Below are 21,957 nucleotides of genomic sequence, written 5' to 3'. Positions count from 1 at the left end.
ATCATTCTCACAATAAGGTATGAGGAATTTAGTCTTCCTTTAACTTGCCCAACATCATTATACCAATTATTTCTAATTACATGACTAACTCAAACTTTAATTCACAAAAAAGATACTTACCCTATTTACGAATAAGCTCCCTATTCTCTAATAATTAAGATCGAGATAACCATAGCAAATCTATCTGAAATCCAATGGCATTTTCTTTCTGATTGTTGCTGCCTAACCTTGTTCTTGTTTCTCGTTTTTCCCACCGTTGTTTTTCTTTCTTTTATAGAGCACATAACCGCATTAGCAACAATCAATAACAAAGAACCTGTTAGATACCCATATATAGAAGGTAGATGGGGCACATGAGGGAGAAATACAAATTGACTTCCAATACTTCCACCGATGAATACCGCTAGAGCTAATACACTCAATCTCCATTCAGAATTAATGAGTTTCTTCTTTTTCTTCATTAATTAATACTCCTATCAGGAAAAAGCTCCCTTTTATTGAATGATGGCTTTCGTTTATTGCCTAGCTTGCTAGTTAACACTCCCCTGAAAAGTGTAAATTGCAGAAGATTTCATTAATTCTTCTACTCCATTTTTATGGTAGGGCATTAATTCGTTAGCAGTATTAATGTCTACCCACTGTATCTCAGAAATCTCATTCTTATCTTCCATTTGAACCTCTTCATCAATAACAGTAGCTTGAAATATAAACATTAAACCGTGATGTTGCTGCTTTGTGAAAAACGCTTCATTAACTGCTAGAATTGGTCCTGCTTTAATTTCTAAACCAGTCTCCTCTTTTGTTTCACGAATAGCTCCTTGTTCTACTGGCCGCTATTCACCTTGCAAATTAGGGTTCAGATTAATAAGCATTTTCTTAAGCAAAAAGCAGTTCAATCAAGGGTACAATTTGTGTTTCTATACTCCAAAACTGAACTACTTACCTTTTTGACTCTTTTTCCATCACTATCGCCTTACATAAAATCAGACAAATGTACGACCTAATTTCTATTAGTTTCTAATATGATGTACTCATTAAATACATTAAGATTAGGCTAGGAATTTGCTTTCTTTTTAAGAGGGTATTTCTTATTGATTACCGCGGTAACGATCATAGTAGTCGAACTTAATGCCACTGCCTTAATTATTAAATTATCCGGCAAGAATATATATTCAATACCCATTACAACCATTAAGATTAAACATGTAATAAGAAACCTTTTCCCGAAAGACATTTCTAAACCTCCTCGAAAGTTTATTCATTTGATGTGATTTCGAAATCAGACCCATTAGCTCCCATTACATACTCAATCTTAATATTTTTTGCGGATAATTAAGCTCAGAGAGAACCAGAGCCGCAGTAATCTCGGAAAGCATCCAAATTTCTGTTTCGAGTCCCAAAGTCGGAGTAACACAACCAAAGAACAACTATGAGCTCAATACAGGGACAACCACTTTAGATACGATTTTTGACTCAATTAAAAAAACACCAACTCCAATTTTTGTAAGTACAGTCAGTAACTACCCTTCAAATAAATGTATAAACGTTATGTAATTATCAATTTTATCTTTTTCATTATTAAATTTCTTTACTAGAACATCCCCAAGTCTATCACTACGCTTTGTTAACGTTTAATGTTGATAGTTATAGAAAAAAGAGGAGTTCCAAATATGGAATTCCTCTCTGTCATTATCGGTTTTTTAAACCAACTCTCCCTTTTCTATAAGACTCAATTTCAAGATAATCCTAGCCTTCTATTATCTTTGTCAGAAGCGCTTGAACCGTCCCCCTACCTACTCCTCAATACACCACGCAAATATAGCGACTCTATGGTCTAATTGTCATATGAAGATGCTTGATGAAGAGGACATTTTATTACTCAAGGAAAAGCTTCACATTGTTTTCCAAATTAAAAAAAGAGAGCTAAACATTTTAGCTCTCTTTCATAATTTCTCTTAGTTATTGCAAATATTCCACACTAATTCCTTAAAAAATGATGCCTGGCTTCAAACTTATAAAATGCTAAAAGAATGAGTTCAGATGCTTACATTTTGTTAAGCAAATGAATTAGCATAGACCGAATGATCGTTGATTAGTATTCGGTTGACTCATTAATAGTGGATAGGAGAGCCTGGTCCCAAATTAATACCAGTCATCATCCAGATAATTAACATGATTGTCCAAGACACAAGGAAAAAGATCGTATATGGGAACATAACAGAAATTAGAGTCCCAATTCCCATGTTTTTATCGTATTTTTGAGCGAATGCAATAATGATAGCAAAGTAAGTCATTAGAGGCGTAATGATATTTGTTGTAGAATCTGCCACACGGTAAGCCATCTGTGTTAATTCAGGTGAATAACCCAGCTGCATCATGATCGGTACAAATACCGGAGCCATCATTGCCCATTTTGCAGAAGCACTGCCAATAAACAAGTTAATGCTAGCGGCCACTAAAATAAAACCTAAGATTAATGGGATCCCTGATAGGTTGGCCGATTCTAAGAATTCCGCGCCATAAACACCGATGACCAGTCCCATATTTGTTTCTGAGAAGTAAGCTACAAATTGTCCGGCAGTAAAAGCAAGTACAATGAACATCCCCATGGAAGCCATCGTCTCAGAAAGCTGGTTTGCCACATCTTTGTCATTTTTAATACTTTTGACGGCGATGCCATAAAACAACCCAGGAATAAAGAATAGAATGGTGATAATTGGCACAAGGGAACTCATAAACGGAGATTGTATGATCCCTCCATCTTCTCCTCTTAAAGGCGCTCCAGCTGGCAGAATCAAAAGAGCAACAAGCACGGTTGCTACAGCGACAGAAATACCTGCCCATTTCAAACCTTTCTTTTCTGTAGCATCCAATCCCTTTAAATCTTCACGGAACTCGCCTTTGTATTGTCCCAAACGGGGTTCGACAATCTTTTCTGTGACCCATCCCCCTACAAATGTTAGCAAGAATACAGAAACAACGATGAAATAGTAGTTCATCGCTATGTTCATATTCGCCGCATAGGCAGGATCAATGATAGCAGCAGCATCAATCGTTAACTCTCCTAATAAGGGGTCCGTCGCTGATAAAAACAAGTTAGCGCTGAAGCCTGCAGAAACACCCGCAAATGCACCAGCAAGCCCCGCTAATGGGTGACGGCCAAGTGCTGCAAAAATGACAGCCCCTAGTGGAGGTAATACTACATAACCAGCGTCTGAAGCAACACTGGACATGACCCCTGCAAATACAAGTCCATAAGTGATCAATGATTTTGGAACAGACAGCACAAAACCACGTAAGCATGCACTAATCAGTCCGGTTCTTTCAGCTACTCCAATCCCAAGCATTGTCACTAGGACGACCCCTAAAGGAGCAAATCCAATAAAGTTATCGGTCATACTGGAGAAAATATACTCAATACCTTCTGCACTAAGGAGGTTGTTTACTTCAACAATTTTTCCTTCTTCCCCAGGGTGCTCTACACTCAGCCCAAAACTAGAAACGATAGCAGACAGTAGGACAACCAGTAGGGCTAATATAGCAAATAGTGTAATTGGATGGGGCAGCTTATTCCCTACATACTCAATACCATCCAATCCTTTTTGAAACATTCCTTTACTTTTTTTAAACAATAGAATTTCCTCCTCTCTTGTTGTAAAACAGCAATGAATATTCATACCGTAGCCGTTTTTGTCTATTGCTGTCGTTTTTAGTATAAAGCAAACTCGATACAAATGAAGACGTTCTCAAGAATATATAAAATTCCTATTATTACGAAAAAATACAAAGGAGGTATATTCAGGTTTAGAGGAACTGAGGAAGGTGCCTGACCCACAATCTTTTACAGGGATTTTGCCGTGGATTTCAAGCGCCATTATAGGAGAACATCCCCCTCAAACAGGTCTTTCAAATGATTCATATTCAATGATTTTTTTCTGAAGATTTCAGTGATTCTTGGTTAATTTTCTGTATTGTAAATCACAAGCGAAATGCGCTTGCGCCGGGATTGAAAGCAACATGATATAAATGCTCCCTTTCGTCAACTCTCTGTCAATTGCGTTACTTCCAAAAATAGTAATTACATTTTTAAGTACTTACACCGTAATGCAAGGTCAATCCGCCTAATTACTGCCAAAAAAGAGCCCAATCCCTTCATAGGGTGGACTCTCTTATTAATTCGGTTATTAACTCACTTTTCACAATATCGGCCCCTGATCCCTAATTTTTCACAGTTATATAGCAGCGGGACAGGCACTCTTAGCCAAAGCAGATTTATTGGCTTCTTGATCATTTGCTCCCGATTGCAAAAGATATTGATATAAAACATTTCATAATAAAACATAGGAAGAACTTAATCTTCCTATGTTATCCATCATATTATTTATCTGTCTGTTGTTGCTTCTTTTTTAAATACTCTGCACGCATTTTTTCAAGATGATTCTTTCTATCAAATTTGGTAGTCGTCTGTTTTTCATGAAATTTTGTCACAGCTACCTTACCTTTGTTATCTAATTGGTATCTTCCCACTTTGTTCACCACTTTTCTTCAATTACAAGAGAATCTATTTATTAATATACCTTATTTTACAGCAGTAATCTTTATTATGAACACTTATTTCACAAAAAAGTATTCTTCTACTTTCTAAAGAAATGCTCCCTTTAATTGGATACTAATGTTATTAAACTTGATAAGTAACCAACACTTTTATAGGACTTTCACTAGTTTCACTAAGATACGCGAAGTAATCAATTAATTCATTTGAATGTATATGGCTTTCAAAAATAGTATTTACATATTCTGATTTCTTAATATTCTCGAAAAACCACTGACTATGTTGTCGATAGTCCCATCCATCACTTGATCCCACGATTTTAAGTTCCTTCTGATAGAAGTCTTCATTTAAAAAGAAAAGGTCCTTGTTTCCGTCTGACAACACACAAACTTCCCCATTATGATTCAACGCTTTTAGTATTGCGTGAAATGCATTCTTACTTGAAGAGCACTCAAACCCATACTTATAATGCTCTCTGGGAACTTCATCTTCTGATATATAAACATTATTAGCTCCGAACGTTTTGGCTAGTTTACCTCTTGCTTTATTAGGTTCCAATACATCGACTTTCTCAACGTTTATGTACTCTTTCAAAAAATGAAGTGTCAGCAGCCCTATTGTTCCTGCCCCTGCTACTAAGACATGATCCCATTTGTTAGGTCCGAGCTTCATAACACCTTTCGCAGAGTCGCAAGAGAGAGTATTGAGTAAAGCATATGTATAATCAATCGTTTCAGGGACTTTAACAACCTTTTCAGCTTTTACTACCCCATAGTCTTTATGTCCATAAAAAGCTAGAACGTAATCTCCCACTTCGATGTCTAATACATGTTTTCCAGCTGCTATCACTTTTCCATAACTCTCATAACCTGTTTCTCTGGGGTATTTAGGATCGAGATCCGTAACATCGGATTCATTGTACTGAGGGAGTTCGGCACCTATACTTATTGCGCCTGCGATTGATTGAATTAATAATTCATCTTCTTCAATAGGATTTAATGCCTTTCGTTCCCATTCTAGTTTTCTTTTTCCTACAAGTACTAATGACTGTTGCATCATTTGAAAACACCCTTTTATACGTTAGATATAATCTTCATTTTTTATCCCTTTATTTCCTTTACCTATATGTGTAGCTATTAACTCTGTATTAGTCCCTTTTAATTGAAGAGTTCAATTGTATGATTAACCAAGTAAGAACAATTAAGTTATGATAAGGTAAATATGTAATTGCTAAAGTTAGGAGTAGAATATGAAAATACTAATAATAACCCTTATCCCAATTAGCATAATGGTAAGTTTACTCCTACATAAATTTAGGAAGCTATCAACGCTTAGAGAATCAATAGAATTTTTATACCTTATTGAAGCAAAGAATAGAGGTTTCAGCAATTTCTTCAAAGAGTTAAATTTTTGTTTATCATTTTCTATATTCTTTTTTGGACTTGTTACCCTATTTTGTTATTCTTATCTTCATCCAAATTCGAAATCCGCCTATATCTACTAAGTATAATAATGATCCTTGCTCCTATTATAGGAGGTCGGTTAGTTAGAGTGTTATCCCTCAAAAAATAACACTAAAAATTTATATTATTAATACGTAGATAATAGATAGGTGTTTCAAATGTCTATTTTCACAATACTCGCCCCAATTCTTGAAGACTTCAAACCAAGACAATAACCCTGCCAATTCAGCAGGGTTATTTAATTCATTTTAAAACTTCTTTAGCATCTTTCGGTAATACCCGTACTTGCTTTAAATACATAGTCATATTTTCATCCTCATGGGATGGGTAGTTAAACGACAGATAATATGCAATATCTTTGCCTAATTCTCTAAATAACTCCCCACAAATGATCAACGAATTCCATATGTTCTCGTAGTTGTCATCAGAGTAAGTAGCTTTGTACTTATTCCAGTGAGAGTCCGGAAGCTGTTTTCTAAAATAGTTTCCTACTTTTCCAGTTGATACTTCGAAATTAGTGGCAATCCCAATCCACCATTCAACCATCTTATTTAACTCCTGTCTAACCACACGTTCCATCATGAATTTTGCATAGGGTAACTCATCTCGCCACATGCTTTTAGCAATGTTTTGTTGGCACCACCAGAAGTTATTACAGCAGCTTAAATACATAGACTCAGTAGGTTTTTTTACATGGTAGTCACTATCGGACGGCTCTGGGATACTAGGTAAACAATTATCTTTATCTAACAAAGGAACCGTTAGTTTGTCTTTTAAATAATGCTCCCTCATATGCTCTTTCGTTTCAATATGAAGATCAATCCGATTGCCATCGTCGAAGAGCATTAAATACCCATAAGATTCACTAAAATTCGTTTCCATTCCGCTTTCCTGACTATTTTTATCTGGTTCTTGGAACATAAGTATATTTCCAAATCCATGTATCCAATCTTCACTCTTGATAAATGGCAAGGTTTCTTTTACTACATATACAATATCGTAATCTTGAAAGATATCTTTTGACACGTTCGGATTTGTCCTGGAACCATTCATATATACAGCACGAACTCTTTGATCTTCCTTACCTCTATTGATTATGAGGTCCATCATTTCTTGTTCACTTCTCATTTATTTTCCCTCCATAGATGTAATAGTTTAAATTAGTTGGTTGTTCCATCTTAAGGAGGATCTCGTGAATGATATCTCTCACTTCTTAATAATGATGTTTATACCTTATTAAATATTTTCTTCATATGTAAATTCCTTTCACTGAAAATATCTCTATTTAGCATGGTTCGATAGCCGAAAAGAAAAACCCTTCTTAGGTTAACTAATTATAATAAAGAGAGCATAATACACACTTATTGATAGCTCCCTATAATTGAATGTATATGTTGATGTATCTTTCTAATAATTCTCCAGTTCTCTCTCTAGATCTTTCCTAAGAACTTCAATTCTTACGACCGCTGTATCTTTTTCATAAGGAAAGATTGAAGGTCGTATTTCATCGTTCTCCATTCCAGTAAGCCATTTGTCTATAAATTCTTCTAATGGTATTGACCTAGCACTATAACCCGCCCATTCTTTTCTAGCACAGCTTTCAGCAAATTCTTTTTGGGAATAATGGTAATAGAATTTTCTTTTCCTCATCTTGAGATGTTGCCCAGCCATCGCTATACAATCCCCAAACTTCCTCGAAATCCACAACTTTTTTTATAAAATACTCGTATCTTACATTTGTAGATTGTTTGTTGACTGATATAAACTCCTTTTCATTCAAGCTTATCAACCCTCATCTTAGCGGAATTTACTTTTATGAAATACCTTTTCTCTGACTTAACCTTATTTAGCAAGTGCTCCCTTAAATGGATTAACTGTTAGCGACAAAACCCATCAACATATTGAGACTTCACCTTTTTTTATTTTTCCACTTTGATCATTTATATGTAGAGTACCTCTCTCACAATTTTCCACATTTTCGTATTCTATAATATACGTACCTTTTTGGTGTATTACTGATATTATTTCGACTCTGCCTATGTCTCCAGAGCCGTGGTCCATAACAATTGATTTTGCTTTTTCCTCTGAAACTTTAGGCTCTGAACCGATGCATCCACCCAACATTAATAGTAGAAAAAGAAGCAGCATAGAACTTAAGTATTTCATCTATTTTTTCTCCTATCCAAAATAAGATAGTATCACCTATTGATAAAACTGAACCTTTATTAAATTATAAGGATCCTAACCCTTTCTAGATTAACGCTCCCTGTTAGTGGAACAACATTTTTACAATACTCAACACTTTCATCTTTGTTACCATTTAGTATTCTCTTTGTCTCTCCTAAGCAAAATTTTGTTATATATCCCAAGAAGAATAAACATTGTACCTAGTAGAGGGAATATATGTTTAAACATAAAGAATACTTCATCAGGGAATATTTCTACTAAAACAGCCATTAATGACACACTTAAGAAAAGTAATATCGTTACAACTTTAAAAATTAGAATTCCTTTGACTTTTGTTCGAAATAAATATGTTAAATAGATGGTAGTAATAAGAGATATGATTCCTAAGACATAAAGTGGTGTATGTTCAATTACAGTATACAAATTCAATCTCCTTAACTGCTTTAGTGTTAAACTTTCTTCTCCAAACCACTACTTACGTAAAAATTATTTCAAACTCTAATTAATAACTCAATCTTTATTACATAGAAAAAGGAGCTTATCAAACATAGGTTAAGCTCCCTTTTGTTTAAAACTCAAAGTTGAGATACTACTAAACGAAAACGAAAGGTTTTTACGATTTGTCTTTACGCTCTAACTTTCCTGTTACTGGAAGAATAAAACCACTTATCGTTAATCCTAATACAATAGACCATTTTATTTCCCCGTATATGAAGTATAGGAAGAGAATAGAAGTGACTGCATAAGCTAGTGCAGAGATAATACGATCTTTAATTCTTTTGCTCATTTTGCAACTCTCCTCCTCTTACTTATAAAAAAAGTTCTTCTGGTGTTTCGAAGATTTGAGTTATAGACCCTTTAGCTTTTGTTAGATAACACTCATTAAGATTTCGACTTATCCAATATTCTTCATTTTTATAATAAAAGTTGAATTCTTCACCCAAATTAATCCGTTCTTGAAATTCTCTAAAGTCTTCCTCTGTCATTTCTTCCTCCAATTTAGAAAACTACTCTTATTTAACTCCTGCTCCCTTTTATTGAAGACGGAACACTACTTATTATCTTTCAAACTTTTAAGTTCTCTTTCAAGGTTTTGGACTTTTTCCTTTAATTCCTTATTCGGTTGAATAAACCTTCTACCTAAAATGATTAAAGTGCAAATAACAACAATAATTCCGCCAATAATAGCCACTGAGCCAAAGATCATAAAATCCAAGAAAGCACTCCTCCTAACTAATGGGAAAATCTCTTATTCTTTAGTTACCATATAGTTTTATCACTTTCGATCCTAAGTTTAATTTTGTTATATATACCTAAAACTATAAAGATGAGACCTAGAGAAGTCCAAATATACTTCATAATAAACAATGCTATATTGTTAAAAGGCTCAATTAAAAAGAATGTTATTGATAAGGAAAAAAACATCAAACTGGTAACAATTTTAAATGATAGCATCCCTTTCATTGCAAATGGCAAATAAATTGTCCCGAATAATGTCACTATTCCGTAAACATAAAATGGTGTATGTTCAATTACAGTATACAAACTCAATCTCCTCCACAGCTTTAGTGTTTAACTTTCTTCTCCAAACCTCTAACTTACGAAACAATTATTTCAAACCCTGATTACTAACTCAATCTTTATTTCATATAAATAGGAACTTATCAAACATATGATAAGCTCCCTATAACGGTACAAGGATTATTGTGCTGTCTTATATTCATCATAAATTAAATTTATTGCTTCAATGATTTTGATATCGGCAACCTGATTACTATTCCTATTAGGTAAATTAGTTGCTCCTAAAACAAATACGTAAGGATAATTATTGAAATCACCTATTATCCCTATATCCACAGCAACATTATCTAATCCACCTGTCATATGGTTTAGATGATGTGTAGGTATGCCCTCTATATCTCCCTTTTGTCTAATTAAACCATTAATAATTGGTGTCCATAACAGAGGGGACGTCTTGTACTCTTGAAAAACGTTAAGTATTAAATCAAACAATTGGTCGAGTTGGGCCTGGTTTTCGGTATTCCTTGGATCCTCAGTAACAGTTATCGATGGATAATAGGATTGTATTTGGTTGTTTATCTTTTCCCAACCACCACAAAAATCCACAATATTCTTAGCAACAAAACTATCGTGACAAGCAATCATAACTTCAACAGCTTCCCTTAAGGGTAGAGTTCTTCTTAATTGAAAGTGAGGATATAGTTCTTTGCTGTCTTCATTTGGGTTAAAGGAAATGTCTTCGATGCAATCATCCCACTCGATTAACCCATTTTCTATCCACTTTGCAACACAAAATCCTATTGCAACTTTTGCCGCTGATGCAAGCGGTACGATATGGTCACTATTATATGAAAGTTTATGTATCTCTTCCTTGGTAGAATATACTTGTATCCCAATGTCACCAATTTGTATTTCATTTAGCTTCTTCAAAACCGTTTCGATTTCCATTCACCCTCCTTAGTCTCTACAACTATATTTCCAATTAAATTATACCAATTATTTCAAAATCTTATAACTAACTCAATCTTTATTTCATCTAAAAAGGAGCTAATCCACAATGTTGGATAAGCTCCCTATAACAGAAGACAATTAGCATTCAATTTGCTGATGATAATCTTTCTGTACATACCATTAAACATTATTGGATTGTCTTCTTTAACATTAAGTTCATCTTTATTTGTCCTATACAACTTTTCAAAATCTACTCCTATATCAGTACCTAATATCTTTATTATCGGTCTTATTGCTTTTTTAAACAGAGACAGTCCTTTGTCTTTTGGTGCGAATTTATCAAAGATGATTATTTCCCCGTTAGGCTTTAAAACTCTCAACATCTCTTTAAGACACTTGTCAGCATCTGGAACAACTGATAATACAAGACTCCCTATCACTACATCAAAATGTCTATCACTAAAATTCATATCTTGAGCGTCCATTCTTAAAAATTGTATTGATGAACCATTGAATTTTGCCCTTGCTATTTTAAGCATATCATCGGAGTAGTCTATTGCTGTGATCTCTAATTCTTTATGCTCAATGAATTCTAAATCTGCCCCAGTTCCAACCCCAACAAGAAGTATCTTTTGCTTCTTAACAAAATTAGCTTCTCTAAAAATCTCTTTCCGTGCGTTGAGAAATTGTCCGGTGTTAAAAAACTTATCATAAAAAGGAGACCATATTTTATATATCAATTCATTCCAACGGTTGTTCATTATTCACCTCATTCTATATAAACCATATTCCATTAAACTGCTTTGAACTGTTTAAAGTTGTCCTGTGGATTAGGTAATCACTCCCTTTTTTAGAAGATCAATTAATATAGTCTTTTTGAAACACTGCCATCAAAATTATTCCGTACCACTTGCCATTCCTAAATAATTGTTCTTTTTGCTCTCCTTCTTTCTCAAAACCTAAACGTTCATATAATTTAATAGCTCTATCATTAAATGAGATCACTCTTAAAAAGACTTTATGAAAATTCAATTCCAAAAAGCAATAACCCAGTAACAATTTCATAGCCTCGGTACCATATCCCAGACCCCAGTAATCCTCATTACCGATATCTATGATACATTCAGCATTTCTATTTTTAAGGTCTATATTGACTAATAATACGATCCCTATAGGCTCATTGTCTTCTCTGTGTTGGATAATATAGCTTTTTGAAGCATCTGAATTAGTAATGTTTTGTATGAACCTTTCTGTATCTTCCATTGTGTAAGCATCCAATTCTAAGCTTGTACTTTCCATTACCTTGTCATTACTCCGCCATCTATGGTAAATAGCTGCATCATTCTTTGTGACTTTTCTTAATTGAATTCTATCACTAGTAAACATCCGCTTCCCCCTTATTCATTATTGTTTGTTGCTTTTACTATATCGCTCCCTATTGTTGAATACTAACTGATTTACTTCTTGTGCATTACATATTGAGATTCACTAAACTTGAAGTGATTATTTTCATAAAATGGTATTAACTCTTTTCCACAAAATAAGCTCACAACGTCAATGTGCGAAAGGTCCATTAACAATTGAGATACAAGCTCAGTTCCAACTTGTGATTTTCGATAGTCTTTAAGAACAACCACATCTTCTACATAGGCTCTGAAATTATTATCTGTTACAGCTCGTGCAAATCCTATAAGGCGGTCCTTATCCCATGCTCCAACTGAGATAGTCTGCTTTAGCATCTCTTTTATGTCGTGCTCTTTTATGTCGTGCTCTTTTATGTCGTGCTCTTTTCTCTCTTCCCACCAGCCTTCATGCCTATATAGTTCTATAAGTTCTATTGCATTTATTGCTTTATCGTCAGAATTCAAAACTTCCATACTCCATCAACCACTCCTGAATTTATTTACTAGCCTTGAAAATTCAAATATTTCATTATTATTTTTTCAACGATGCTCACAGAAATTCTTTTTGACAAATATGCTAGTCATTAATATGTAATGCTTGATATTCTTCTGCCAGGATTGAATAAAGCTTTAAATCTTGATATTTTCCTTTAGCAAACATTCCTTTTCTAATAATACCTTCAAACGTCATACAGGCCTTCTCCATTACTCTTTGAGATCCTATATTTTCAACAAAACATCTAGCTTGAATACGGATTAAGCCTAGTTCTGTAAATCCATATTCAATGATTCTCTTTGTAGCTTCTGTGGTAAACCCATTACCCCAAAAGTCCTCTGATAGTACATATCCAACTTCAGCACTCTTATGTTTGGGATTAATAGTTACAAAGTCAATAGTTCCGATAATGGTCCCGGTAGACTTCAATTCCATTCCCCAAAGAGCTTTATTATTTTGACTATAGCCCTCTAGTACATACTCAATAAATTGTTCAGTATCTGCTTCAGTATTGTGCGTCTCCCAGCTTACCTTTTGAGATACTGTGGGGTTAGAACCATAATAGAAAATATCCTTTATGTCATCCTTATTTATTTTCCTAAGAATTAAATGCTCCGTCTCTAATTTCGGCAACTTCTCTAACACATGCTGCAAACTTATCTCCTCCAGGTAATGACTTTCTGCTTACTTGATAATTTTAATGATTCCAAACCCTATCGAATAACTTGATACCAATTATTTCAAAACAGAATGAGTATCTCAATCTTTATTTCACAAAATTGGAGCATATCCTAAATTCGGATATGCTCCCTTTAAAGGAATACTTCAAATTAAATTAATCCTCGAACTCGATTTTTGTTAGAAGGGGAGCGTTCTCATGCTTTTCTAAAATGTTTGTTAGATCTTTTATCGTATCTTCTTCCAATCGGTAAGTTTGACTTTCTTTTGGAACAAGACTTTGTATGAACCCTTCTCCATCTTCAGTAATCCATAGATGAAATGATTTGTTATTGCTTCCTTCACCAATAAGATCATAGGTTAATAACGGAGGGGTTTTAATAAACTTTTGTTCATCCAATTGTTTTGCATTAGTGGTAGCATCAATGAATATTCCTACCTCTTGGTTCTTATCAAACTCTACTTCTCCTGGAGATTTTTCATTTCCAGTCCAATAGCTCGCTTTTACTGTTTCAACATTTTCTAATTCGTTAGTTGAACAGGCGCATAGAGCTATTAAAAGTAGCATCATAATCAATAGATTATTATTCATTAAATGCCCTCCTAGTTCTTCCACCACCCCTTTTAAATCAACGCTCCCTTTTAATGGAGTATATTAGGTTCACTCTCAGTTGAACCGAAAAATCGAGTAATCAACTTATAAACCTCAATGCCTATTACTCCACTCAAGGTATTTAAGATTAGATCGTCTATATCAGTGGCTCTTCCTTGTGAGTTAATAAATCCAGTTGAAAAATACGTTTGGATCAATTGAACAATTTCTATGCCTAGAGAAGTAAAGAACACTGCTATAATAGTCTCCTTATTATTTTTCAAAACCTTCAAAAACCTTAGTGAAAACGCTAAAGGAGTCAACAAAAGTAAATTACCTATTATTTGTATGTAATAAGATGGAATGAAATATGGTGCGGTTAAAGCTTCTATTATTGTGTGAAATGGAATCAAACTAATATGCGTAGAGAGATTATGATTTCCAATGTAATCTGTTGTTATAAACCATCCAATATTAATGTACGCAACATACTGATACAAGACGAATAGATAAAGAGTAAATATACCAAGCACCAAGTATTTCATAACATTATCTCGGCTGATTTTTGAGCTTATCCATAAAGCAACTAATAATACAATAATCCAATTCGGAAATACTGTTAGCCATTTGTATTCTGAATCCCAAAATACTTTTATAGGTAGGCTAATGTAGAGGGTTGCTACTACAATTACTACTAAATATGAATGCCTTATTGAATTAATAATTAGCCCCCTTGTATTAGATCCAATAGTTATTTCAAGGAATCGCTCCCTTTTGTTGCAGATGGATTTATGGTTCATTTGCTCTACATTTGAGAAAGTAATGACTTTAACTTCTCTCCACGCTTTATATAGAAACTAATATGTTGTTTTAAGGTAGTCTCATCTTGTAAATCTATGATTTCTATTGTTTTTTTCACAAAGTTCCAATTCATGCAGCCAGACAACCACAAAAGAGAATGTAAGCGATCCTTTTCTTTGAAAGAAAAGGCTTTTTCAAACATATAGGAATCAAACAATGTTTTAGCTAAATCTGGTGACATTTGAGTTGATCCTATTCCATCGATCCGGGAGTACCACTTGATTAACCAAGCTAACCCTTCAATCCGATCTGTGTAGCCTATTGATTCAAAATCAACAATACCTGCTAGTTCGTTTTTATTGTCCCATAGCATATTTAAAGGATTTAAATCCGACTGAACAATGAAATCCAACTCTGGTTTCGATGTAATGATATGGTTTTCAGCTATATGTAGATAAGAATTTAGTATTCTGGCTATATCAGGGGAGAGTTTTGTAGTATCACGTTTGTGTTTAATTTGAGATATAAACTTGGTATAACCCGTTAAATGTGATTCCTGTACAAAGACAGAACTGCTAAAATTCCGGGAAACAGTATGAATATTTCTGACTGTATTGCCTACAAGTTTAGTAAAACTATTTGTACATGCGGTTATATGTTTGCCTTCAACCCACTTGAATAACACTACGCGATAAATACTACCTTTCCATTCAACGGAAACAAATCGATCTCCAGCTATAGAAATGATATTTTCCATAAAAGGTATTCCCTGTTGATTTAGATAATCGGTGTATCTTATCTGCTCAGTTAGAATTTCATCGGTTATTTCTCCAAACACATTATTAAAGGAGCGATTATTACCAATAAACCTTATAGAATAATATTTGTTATTCACACTAATTTTATAGTGCAGATCTTTATTCCAACTTCCAATGTGCAGCTCGCCTTCAACTATCAGATCGTTATACTCTGGGAAGAAAGATTGGAGTGCTGTATTAATTAATTGGTGCATAACTCCCACCTTATTTTTCTCTTTTTGACATTTATCTATTACTGACACGCTCCCGTTATTGGAACAAGACTTCTAAAACTACCCAACTTCTTCGTTTTTTTACCATATAGTATTCTCTTTCTCTCTCCTAAGCAGAATTTTGTTATAAATCCCCAAAAGAATATACATTATTCCTAGTAGAGGAAGAATATATTTAAACATAAAGTATACTACATCAGGGAATATTTCTATTAGTAAAGCCATAACTGATAAACTTAAAAAAAGTAATATCGTTACAACCTTAAAAATTAGAATCCCTTTGACTTTTTTTCGAACGAAATATATTAAATAAAAGGTGCCAATTAGCATTAAAATTCCCCAAATATAAAATGGTGTATGTTCAATTAAAGTATACAAGGTCGACTCCCTCCGATCCCCTTATTTCTAACTTTCATCCTCAGCTAACCACAACTCAACCCTAATTATTACAAACCCCTATGACTAACTCAATCGTATTTTACATAAGAAAAGAGCTTATCCTTGATTTTGAATAAGCTCCCTATTGTTTAATAACCTATCCTCTTTTAAAACCTATTATTATACCACTTTCCGAATTTGATGATACTACTGTCTTCTTTAATGTTGTTATACTTAATAAAATCTTCATCATCAAATTCAGCTAATGTTTTCTCAAAGTGCTCTGGAATAAATATGTACCAAAGATCCGACCATTTCTTTTCATTGTCTGTGCCTTTAACATGAGTTGAAATGGTACCAGGAGATTTACTTTCAAAGAATTTCATTTCTTCACCATCGTAATAAGCTAAACATGCCCTAAACTCACTTTGTCGGTTCTCCTCATTTCCCAATAATTTTAAGACATCCTTAATACCAATGGTCTCAAGCATGTGATTCACATAGGCTTTTGGGAATCCGTTTAACTCTGAGATAAAAAAACCAGAATCTAAGGCTATGCATGGTCTTTGCACAATCTTATACGCTTGTAATACCTTATGTTTTGCAATCTCCCTAATATCTTCACTTCTTGGTTCAATTAATTCTGCATCAATAGGAAGAACTTTTATATTCCTTAAATCTTTCTGTGCAGAAGCAATCTTCCCTTTGTTGGTAGTAACAAATACTATCTCTTTCATTCACTAGTTCCTTTCCTGTTCTATTCTTTCAATAAGTGCTCCCGATTGTGGAAGAAAGTAATTTTTTAAGATTTCTTTAAACGATAAGCTTCTTCGAGAGTTCCCTTTAAATTCTCACCTCTTTTTGAAATAAAAGAAGTCCAAAAAGTTTCACCTATGCTTGCAAGTTGATCAAGAGAGTATTCATCTTTTTTAAATTCACCCCAACATCCATCCTTTGTGAGTTTGTCCCAAAAGACGTAATCAGCAAATTTGTTATTTTCTATAGGAACATCAGACCCCATAGGCTCTATCGTTACTAATTCAGGACATAACCACATTGCAGTACATACAGATAAAAAGCCCGCATGTCTTTCTTTTAATCCTTCAATACCAGCCTCTTTCAAAGCACCTTCCCAGGCTAGATGATGATATGTAGTAATTAAGATTATATCTGGATATTTGAAATTCATATGCTTAACAAATGAAGACTCCCAATATGCGCCGCCATGTCCGTTACATAGAACAAACTTTTTAAACCCTTGTCTAGTTAGATTTACAATAATCTCTTCTATCATTGATGTTAGAACATTAGGGCTCACCGTAACGGTACCCTTACAATTTGCATGTTCTTCTGAAGTGTTAAATGGAATCGTAGGTAACACGTAAGCATTTAAAATTTCACCAAAAGAAACAGCATATTTTTCGGCAATTAGAGTATCTAAGTGCATAGGTAGAAATGGTCCAAATTGTTCTGTTGCACCTACAGATAAAATTGCCGTATCTGTTCCACTCTCGGTAACCTTCTTTGTGGAATCTTTGAAACTTATCATAATAACCCCCATTGTTAATTCTTTATCACTGTTTTTTGTCTAATTAATTTAAAAACGCACTTTTATTACCATAGTTAGTATTATGCAGCTCTTCCTCTTAATCTCCCTATTTTATCGGAACAAAGACTTATTGTGCTGCCTTGTATGCATCATAAATTAAATTTATTGCTTCAATGATCTTGTTATCGGCAACCTGATTACTATTCCGATTAGGTAAATTAGTAGCACCTAAAACAAATACGTAGGGATAATTATTGAAATCACCTATTATCCCAATATTCACAGCAACATTTTCTAATCCACCTGTCATATGGTTTAGATGATGTGGGGGTATGCCCTCTATATCTTCCTTTTGTCTTATTAAACCATTAATGATTGGTGTCCATAACAGAGGATACCTCTTGTACTCTTGAAAAACGTTGAGCATTAAATCAAACATTTGGCCTAGTTGGACCTGGTTTTGAGCATCCCTTGGATCCTCAGTAACATTTATCGATGGATAATAGGATTGTAATTGGTTGTTCACTTTTTCCCAGCCACCACAAAATTCCACAATGCTCGCAGCCACAAAACTATCGTGACAAGCAATCATAACTTCAACAGCTTCCCTTAAAGGTAGAGTTCTTCTTGATTGAAAGTGAGGATATAGTTCTGTACTATTTTCATTCGGATTAAAGGAAATGTCTTTGACGCTGTCATCCCACGCAATTCCTCCATCTTTTATCCATTTTGCCACACAAAAGCCTATAGCAACTTTTGCTACAGATGCAAGCGGTACGATAAGATTACTATTAAATGAAAGTTTATGTATCTCTTCTTTGGTAGAATATATTTCTATTCCAACATCTCCTATTTCTATTTCATTTAGTTTCTTCAAAACTTTGTCGATTTCAACTCACCCACCTTAGTCGTTACAATCATAATTTCAAAAACCTTATACCAATTATTTCAAACCAATATGACTAACTCAATCTTTATTTCATTGAAAAGGAAGCTCATCCATAATTTTGGATAAGCTCCCGATTGTTTAATAAACTTATTTTTTTTTGATTATGTATACACCTATAAGAACGGTTATTAAGATTAATATTATTGAAATTAGAGGGACGCTTGGATCACTTGAACCAAGGGTGCCCCCAGCTTTAATAAAACCCGCAGATTCTTTAACTGCATTTGACATTTGATCGAAACCATATGCAATAACTGCTGTTAATAAAGAAAAACCTATGAGTAATAAACCTGTTACTCTATTATCCATTCATAATCACCTTTCATTCTAAAGAATATTCCTGTATATTTTTGCCGTATGCGCTCCCGATTGAGCACTAGTATAATTGTTTGGTTAGTTCATCTAACTTTTCTATTAGGTTTTCTTTTAAGGACAAATGTTCGACATCAGAGTACAGGTATCTACTATTAGTCCATTTCTCTTTAGGGTATTCCCAAACTGGTTTAGGGAGATTTTCGGCGGGTTCCCATTCGTATCTAGGGAAAATATGTGCGTGTAAGTAGGCATCGGTATTTCCATAAATCGAATAATTAACCCTCTTTGGATCGCATACAACGCTTATTGCGTCACCTATTATACTCATATCCAGTAGGTACTCACTTCTTTGTTTTATATCTAGATCATTTAGTGTATTAACTTCAATTGAAGGCAACAGAACACAGTATCCAGGTAAAAATTGAGTATCACCCATTACTGCGAATCCACTCTTCATTTTAGCTAAGACCATTGGGTTATCACCTGAGTTTGCAGCTAGTATCCTATCTTGTTTCCAAGCTACTTTATTTGTTGTCATATCTACTCACCTTCTTTTATAAATTCATTGAATAGCATTGGCTTTAGCTGTACCCGTCTTGATGTACAATGATCGCTCCCGATTGTTTATCAATCATCTGATATCTCGCTATTCCTTAAAGTATAAACAGTAATAGCCACCTGTATAATCAAAAATAAATAAACTAATAAGGGAATTTGGCTTAGATAACCCCCGTGATCTATGCCACCGTCCGCAACTTCATCCAATCGAACATTTATTGAGCCTAACATCAAGACTAAACAGATTGTAAATAAAGTAATGATAGCTAATAATAAGCTGTTCTTCATAAATTATACCCACCTTAAACTATTAGAATAAACCCAGTTTATCGGATAATAGCCATTAACTACAAACCGACCTATATTGTTTGTTCACAATCCTGCCATTTAGAAAAGAGAGTTAATCCTTTTATTCCCTAGCTTGCTAGTTAACACTCCCCTGAAAAGTGTAAGTTGAAGAAGATTTCATTAATTCTTCTACTCCATTTTTATGGTAGGGCAATAACTCGTTAGCAGTATTAATGACCCACTGTATCTCAGAAATCTCATTCTTATCTTCAATTTGAACCTCTCCATCAATAACAGTAGCTTGAAATGTAAACATTAAACCGTGATGTTGCTGCTTTGTGAATAACGCTTCATTAACTGCTAGAATTGGTCCTGCTTCAATTTCTAAACCAGTCTCCTCTTTTGTTTCACGAATAACTCCTTGTTCTAATGTTTCTCCTAATTCAACTGCTCCACCTGGCAAAGACCAAGTTGAATGCGCATTGTTCACCATTAATACTTTTTGTTTTAATGGATCAAAAATAAAAGCATAAACCACATCTACTCGCTTCATCTCTAAATCTCCTCTAATTGTCTAATAAATAATTTACTTGAAAGAGCGATTACCTAAGTATGTGGTAATCGCTCCCGATAGTTGAAGACTCGATATCTAGATAATTTAAAGATTGTTAATAGTTCTCTAAATCCTAATGAGATTGTCTGCCCTCAACCGATTCCACTCTTTACGTAAAACCCCCATCTTTACTGCATCAAAATATTTGGCATTTACTCTCCTTGCTTCTCTAATTCTTGCTTCTTCTTTCATTCCTAACTTTTCAGCAACTTTAATCATTCTTACATTCCCCGACCAAGTAGACATACCCAGGCGGTGTAATTTCGTATTTTGAAAAAGATAATCAATCCAAAGCTTATAGGCTTCACTACCATATCCACCATTCCAATAATCCTTATCATAAATCACGATACCTGTTTCTAACCAATCCGTATTTTTATCTACCCAATAAGAACCAACATAGCCAATCGTTTTGCCATCTACTACTATAGCTAGAGAAGCAGGCATACCCGGGTATATTTCTTGTGCCCACTCATTTCTGTATTCATCTTTAGATACTTTTTCTTCTGTTATGTATGGACCATTCCACTTTTTAGCTTCTTGTTCCTTTTCCTCATACTTCCAGAAATATAATTTATCAATATCTGTACCTTCTGCTTTCAGTAAAAGAACTTTCTTCCCATTAATCTGAACCAATTAAAACCCTCCATATGAATTTCTTCTCCTCAAATACTACAGCTTTGCTCCCTTTAATTAAAACCATAAATAACCAATTTCTTCTTCATCTAGAATAATGGCAAAACGCCAAAATTTAACACTTATAACAATATGTACCACGCCTCTAAGTCCTTACCGTATTAATCAGTCTAGACTTTCTTAACTTTCTTTACTTTCTTCCCACGATAGCAAAAGCCCTATATGGGATTTTGAAAGTTTTGCTTGCACGGCTTCTTAAAAGATTTTCAAGTTTGGTACTAAATACATCAACTTTTTCCGTGCTAAGCTCCCCTCCTATCTCAGGGCTAGCTTGAATACGTCCTATCCAACTTTTTATAGAATAAGGTACACAAGTGTCGAAAGAGAAGGTCTCAACCTCTGAAAAACCTGCATCGTATAAGTCTTCAACCCATTCCGGAAACATTTTAGTCTCGTTTGTTTTATACGTTTGAGGATTAAACTCTTCTATTAGGGCTTGAGTTTCTCTGGATATTTCATGTCTCGAAGGAACCCATTCGTAATTAATAATGGCTAAACGCCCCTCTTTTTCAAGTACACGATGAACTTCTTTTGCAACTTTAAATTTATTAAACCAATGCCAACAGTAAACAGCCGTGACAACCTTAAAGGATGAATTTTCCTGCGGAATATTTTCCACGTCTCCTTCATGATACTCAATAGGAAGTCGATCCTTTACGTTGATTTGCTGCGCCTGATTGATTAATTCAGAAGATATATCAATACCAGTTACCCTGCACCCTTGCCTTGCTATGTCTCTAGCAAACAAACCATTAGCGGTTCCAATGTCAAGTACATGCTGACCTTCTATACCTACATTGTATCGCTTCAATTTTTCTAATAATTCAGGTGGATAACCATGCCGATATTTTAAGTATTCTTCTTCTGTTCCATCTAAATTAAGAATCAATAACCACTCCATTACTGTGTTGTATTACTGAATTTTCTATCAAGTACC

The 21,957-nt window shown here is 34.3% G+C and carries 26 protein-coding genes and 2 pseudogenes; all 28 read right to left on the bottom strand.

What is annotated here, in order from left to right:
- Window positions 1–140: 140 nt before the first annotated feature.
- Complete coding sequence (locus ACXADT_RS12680; RefSeq protein ID WP_474831408.1) at window positions 141–461, bottom strand: hypothetical protein; 321 nt, start codon at window positions 459–461, stop codon at window positions 141–143.
- A 69-nt stretch (window positions 462–530) separates the two neighbouring features.
- A pseudogene (locus ACXADT_RS12675) lies at window positions 531–815 on the bottom strand (NUDIX hydrolase); the annotation flags it as partial.
- Between the two features lie 1,296 nt (window positions 816–2,111).
- Window positions 2,112–3,632 carry an AbgT family transporter gene (locus tag ACXADT_RS12670; RefSeq protein ID WP_474831406.1) on the bottom strand — a complete coding sequence of 507 codons (1,521 nt, stop codon included), beginning with the start codon at window positions 3,630–3,632 and terminating at the stop codon, window positions 2,112–2,114.
- A gap of 745 nt (window positions 3,633–4,377) precedes the next feature.
- Window positions 4,378–4,527 carry a hypothetical protein gene (locus ACXADT_RS12665; RefSeq protein WP_474831405.1) on the bottom strand — a complete coding sequence of 50 codons (150 nt, stop codon included), beginning with the start codon at window positions 4,525–4,527 and terminating at the stop codon, window positions 4,378–4,380.
- A gap of 151 nt (window positions 4,528–4,678) precedes the next feature.
- Window positions 4,679–5,611 (bottom strand): zinc-binding dehydrogenase, encoded by a 933-nt coding sequence (locus ACXADT_RS12660; protein ID WP_474831403.1) that lies wholly within the window; start codon window positions 5,609–5,611, stop codon window positions 4,679–4,681.
- A gap of 647 nt (window positions 5,612–6,258) precedes the next feature.
- Entirely contained in the window at window positions 6,259–7,143 is an 885-nt protein-coding gene (locus tag ACXADT_RS12655; RefSeq protein ID WP_474831402.1) for an aminoglycoside 6-adenylyltransferase, read from the bottom strand.
- A 279-nt stretch (window positions 7,144–7,422) separates the two neighbouring features.
- Window positions 7,423–7,720 (bottom strand): annotated as a pseudogene (locus ACXADT_RS12650) (DUF2750 domain-containing protein).
- Between the two features lie 188 nt (window positions 7,721–7,908).
- The gene (locus ACXADT_RS12645) at window positions 7,909–8,181 is read right to left on the bottom strand and encodes a hypothetical protein (protein ID WP_474831400.1); all 273 of its coding nucleotides are present in this window, start codon (window positions 8,179–8,181) and stop codon (window positions 7,909–7,911) included.
- A gap of 634 nt (window positions 8,182–8,815) precedes the next feature.
- Window positions 8,816–8,989, bottom strand: coding sequence for a hypothetical protein (locus ACXADT_RS12640; RefSeq protein ID WP_474831398.1), 174 nt, complete (start codon window positions 8,987–8,989; stop codon window positions 8,816–8,818).
- A 22-nt stretch (window positions 8,990–9,011) separates the two neighbouring features.
- Window positions 9,012–9,188, bottom strand: coding sequence for a hypothetical protein (locus ACXADT_RS12635; RefSeq protein ID WP_474831397.1), 177 nt, complete (start codon window positions 9,186–9,188; stop codon window positions 9,012–9,014).
- A 65-nt stretch (window positions 9,189–9,253) separates the two neighbouring features.
- The gene (locus ACXADT_RS12630) at window positions 9,254–9,418 is read right to left on the bottom strand and encodes a hypothetical protein (RefSeq protein ID WP_474831395.1); all 165 of its coding nucleotides are present in this window, start codon (window positions 9,416–9,418) and stop codon (window positions 9,254–9,256) included.
- A gap of 485 nt (window positions 9,419–9,903) precedes the next feature.
- Window positions 9,904–10,665, bottom strand: a complete 762-nt coding sequence (locus ACXADT_RS12625) for a serine hydrolase (protein ID WP_474834535.1) — start codon at window positions 10,663–10,665, stop codon at window positions 9,904–9,906.
- A gap of 131 nt (window positions 10,666–10,796) precedes the next feature.
- Window positions 10,797–11,435 (bottom strand): class I SAM-dependent methyltransferase, encoded by a 639-nt coding sequence (locus ACXADT_RS12620; protein ID WP_474831394.1) that lies wholly within the window; start codon window positions 11,433–11,435, stop codon window positions 10,797–10,799.
- Between the two features lie 97 nt (window positions 11,436–11,532).
- Window positions 11,533–12,060, bottom strand: coding sequence for a GNAT family N-acetyltransferase (locus ACXADT_RS12615; RefSeq protein WP_474831392.1), 528 nt, complete (start codon window positions 12,058–12,060; stop codon window positions 11,533–11,535).
- Between the two features lie 71 nt (window positions 12,061–12,131).
- On the bottom strand, window positions 12,132–12,551 hold the full coding sequence (locus tag ACXADT_RS12610) for a GNAT family N-acetyltransferase (protein ID WP_474831390.1): 420 nt from the start codon (window positions 12,549–12,551) through the stop codon (window positions 12,132–12,134).
- 103 nt (window positions 12,552–12,654) lie between these two features.
- Window positions 12,655–13,218 (bottom strand): GNAT family N-acetyltransferase, encoded by a 564-nt coding sequence (locus ACXADT_RS12605; protein WP_474834533.1) that lies wholly within the window; start codon window positions 13,216–13,218, stop codon window positions 12,655–12,657.
- A gap of 190 nt (window positions 13,219–13,408) precedes the next feature.
- Window positions 13,409–13,843 (bottom strand): YhfM domain-containing protein, encoded by a 435-nt coding sequence (locus ACXADT_RS12600; RefSeq protein WP_474831389.1) that lies wholly within the window; start codon window positions 13,841–13,843, stop codon window positions 13,409–13,411.
- Window positions 13,844–13,893: 50 nt separating this feature from the next.
- Entirely contained in the window at window positions 13,894–14,643 is a 750-nt protein-coding gene (locus ACXADT_RS12595; RefSeq protein WP_474831387.1) for a VanZ family protein, read from the bottom strand.
- Window positions 14,644–14,648: 5 nt separating this feature from the next.
- Window positions 14,649–15,656, bottom strand: coding sequence for a phosphotransferase (locus ACXADT_RS12590; protein ID WP_474831385.1), 1,008 nt, complete (start codon window positions 15,654–15,656; stop codon window positions 14,649–14,651).
- A gap of 563 nt (window positions 15,657–16,219) precedes the next feature.
- Window positions 16,220–16,789, bottom strand: a complete 570-nt coding sequence (locus ACXADT_RS12585) for a non-canonical purine NTP pyrophosphatase (protein ID WP_474831384.1) — start codon at window positions 16,787–16,789, stop codon at window positions 16,220–16,222.
- Window positions 16,790–16,854: 65 nt separating this feature from the next.
- Window positions 16,855–17,601, bottom strand: a complete 747-nt coding sequence (locus ACXADT_RS12580; protein WP_474831382.1) for a creatininase family protein — start codon at window positions 17,599–17,601, stop codon at window positions 16,855–16,857.
- Window positions 17,602–17,728: 127 nt separating this feature from the next.
- Window positions 17,729–18,490: a serine hydrolase gene (locus tag ACXADT_RS12575; protein ID WP_474834531.1), complete on the bottom strand. Its 762-nt coding sequence runs from the start codon at window positions 18,488–18,490 to the stop codon at window positions 17,729–17,731.
- A gap of 147 nt (window positions 18,491–18,637) precedes the next feature.
- Window positions 18,638–18,859, bottom strand: coding sequence for a hypothetical protein (locus ACXADT_RS12570; RefSeq protein WP_474831381.1), 222 nt, complete (start codon window positions 18,857–18,859; stop codon window positions 18,638–18,640).
- A gap of 67 nt (window positions 18,860–18,926) precedes the next feature.
- A complete protein-coding gene (locus ACXADT_RS12565; RefSeq protein WP_474831379.1) occupies window positions 18,927–19,403 on the bottom strand; it encodes an HIT family protein in 477 nt (158 codons plus the stop codon).
- 89 nt (window positions 19,404–19,492) lie between these two features.
- Complete coding sequence (locus tag ACXADT_RS12560; protein WP_474831377.1) at window positions 19,493–19,711, bottom strand: hypothetical protein; 219 nt, start codon at window positions 19,709–19,711, stop codon at window positions 19,493–19,495.
- A gap of 136 nt (window positions 19,712–19,847) precedes the next feature.
- A complete protein-coding gene (locus ACXADT_RS12555) occupies window positions 19,848–20,264 on the bottom strand; it encodes an NUDIX hydrolase (RefSeq protein ID WP_474831376.1) in 417 nt (138 codons plus the stop codon).
- A gap of 126 nt (window positions 20,265–20,390) precedes the next feature.
- On the bottom strand, window positions 20,391–20,960 hold the full coding sequence (locus ACXADT_RS12550; RefSeq protein ID WP_474831374.1) for a GNAT family N-acetyltransferase: 570 nt from the start codon (window positions 20,958–20,960) through the stop codon (window positions 20,391–20,393).
- Window positions 20,961–21,150: 190 nt separating this feature from the next.
- A complete protein-coding gene (locus ACXADT_RS12545) occupies window positions 21,151–21,909 on the bottom strand; it encodes a class I SAM-dependent methyltransferase (protein WP_474831373.1) in 759 nt (252 codons plus the stop codon).
- Window positions 21,910–21,957 lie beyond the last annotated feature (48 nt).

The organism is Anaerobacillus sp. ABR4_321, assembly GCF_056158505.1.
The sequence above is the reverse complement of the archived record's forward strand: the minus strand, read 5'-3'. Positions and strand labels throughout refer to the sequence as shown.

Excerpts from the sequence above, each read along its gene's own strand:
- ACXADT_RS12570 (WP_474831381.1), bottom strand. The coding sequence starts at position 18,859 with ATGGATAATAGAGTAACAGGTTTATTACTCATAGGTTTTTCTTTATTA.
- ACXADT_RS12580 (WP_474831382.1), bottom strand. The coding sequence starts at position 17,601 with ATGATAAGTTTCAAAGATTCCACAAAGAAGGTTACCGAGAGTGGAACA.
- ACXADT_RS12595 (WP_474831387.1), bottom strand. The coding sequence starts at position 14,643 with ATGAACCATAAATCCATCTGCAACAAAAGGGAGCGATTCCTTGAAATA.
- ACXADT_RS12660 (WP_474831403.1), bottom strand. The coding sequence starts at position 5,611 with ATGATGCAACAGTCATTAGTACTTGTAGGAAAAAGAAAACTAGAATGG.
- ACXADT_RS12555 (WP_474831376.1), bottom strand. The coding sequence starts at position 20,264 with ATGAAGCGAGTAGATGTGGTTTATGCTTTTATTTTTGATCCATTAAAA.
- ACXADT_RS12645 (WP_474831400.1), bottom strand. The coding sequence starts at position 8,181 with ATGAAATACTTAAGTTCTATGCTGCTTCTTTTTCTACTATTAATGTTG.
- ACXADT_RS12585 (WP_474831384.1), bottom strand. The coding sequence starts at position 16,789 with ATGAAAGAGATAGTATTTGTTACTACCAACAAAGGGAAGATTGCTTCT.
- ACXADT_RS12590 (WP_474831385.1), bottom strand. The coding sequence starts at position 15,656 with ATGCACCAATTAATTAATACAGCACTCCAATCTTTCTTCCCAGAGTAT.
- ACXADT_RS12610 (WP_474831390.1), bottom strand. The coding sequence starts at position 12,551 with ATGGAAGTTTTGAATTCTGACGATAAAGCAATAAATGCAATAGAACTT.
- ACXADT_RS12600 (WP_474831389.1), bottom strand. The coding sequence starts at position 13,843 with ATGAATAATAATCTATTGATTATGATGCTACTTTTAATAGCTCTATGC.
- ACXADT_RS12560 (WP_474831377.1), bottom strand. The coding sequence starts at position 19,711 with ATGAAGAACAGCTTATTATTAGCTATCATTACTTTATTTACAATCTGT.
- ACXADT_RS12615 (WP_474831392.1), bottom strand. The coding sequence starts at position 12,060 with ATGTTTACTAGTGATAGAATTCAATTAAGAAAAGTCACAAAGAATGAT.
- ACXADT_RS12635 (WP_474831397.1), bottom strand. The coding sequence starts at position 9,188 with ATGACAGAGGAAGACTTTAGAGAATTTCAAGAACGGATTAATTTGGGT.
- ACXADT_RS12640 (WP_474831398.1), bottom strand. The coding sequence starts at position 8,989 with ATGAGCAAAAGAATTAAAGATCGTATTATCTCTGCACTAGCTTATGCA.
- ACXADT_RS12680 (WP_474831408.1), bottom strand. The coding sequence starts at position 461 with ATGAAGAAAAAGAAGAAACTCATTAATTCTGAATGGAGATTGAGTGTA.
- ACXADT_RS12565 (WP_474831379.1), bottom strand. The coding sequence starts at position 19,403 with ATGACAACAAATAAAGTAGCTTGGAAACAAGATAGGATACTAGCTGCA.
- ACXADT_RS12655 (WP_474831402.1), bottom strand. The coding sequence starts at position 7,143 with ATGAGAAGTGAACAAGAAATGATGGACCTCATAATCAATAGAGGTAAG.
- ACXADT_RS12620 (WP_474831394.1), bottom strand. The coding sequence starts at position 11,435 with ATGAACAACCGTTGGAATGAATTGATATATAAAATATGGTCTCCTTTT.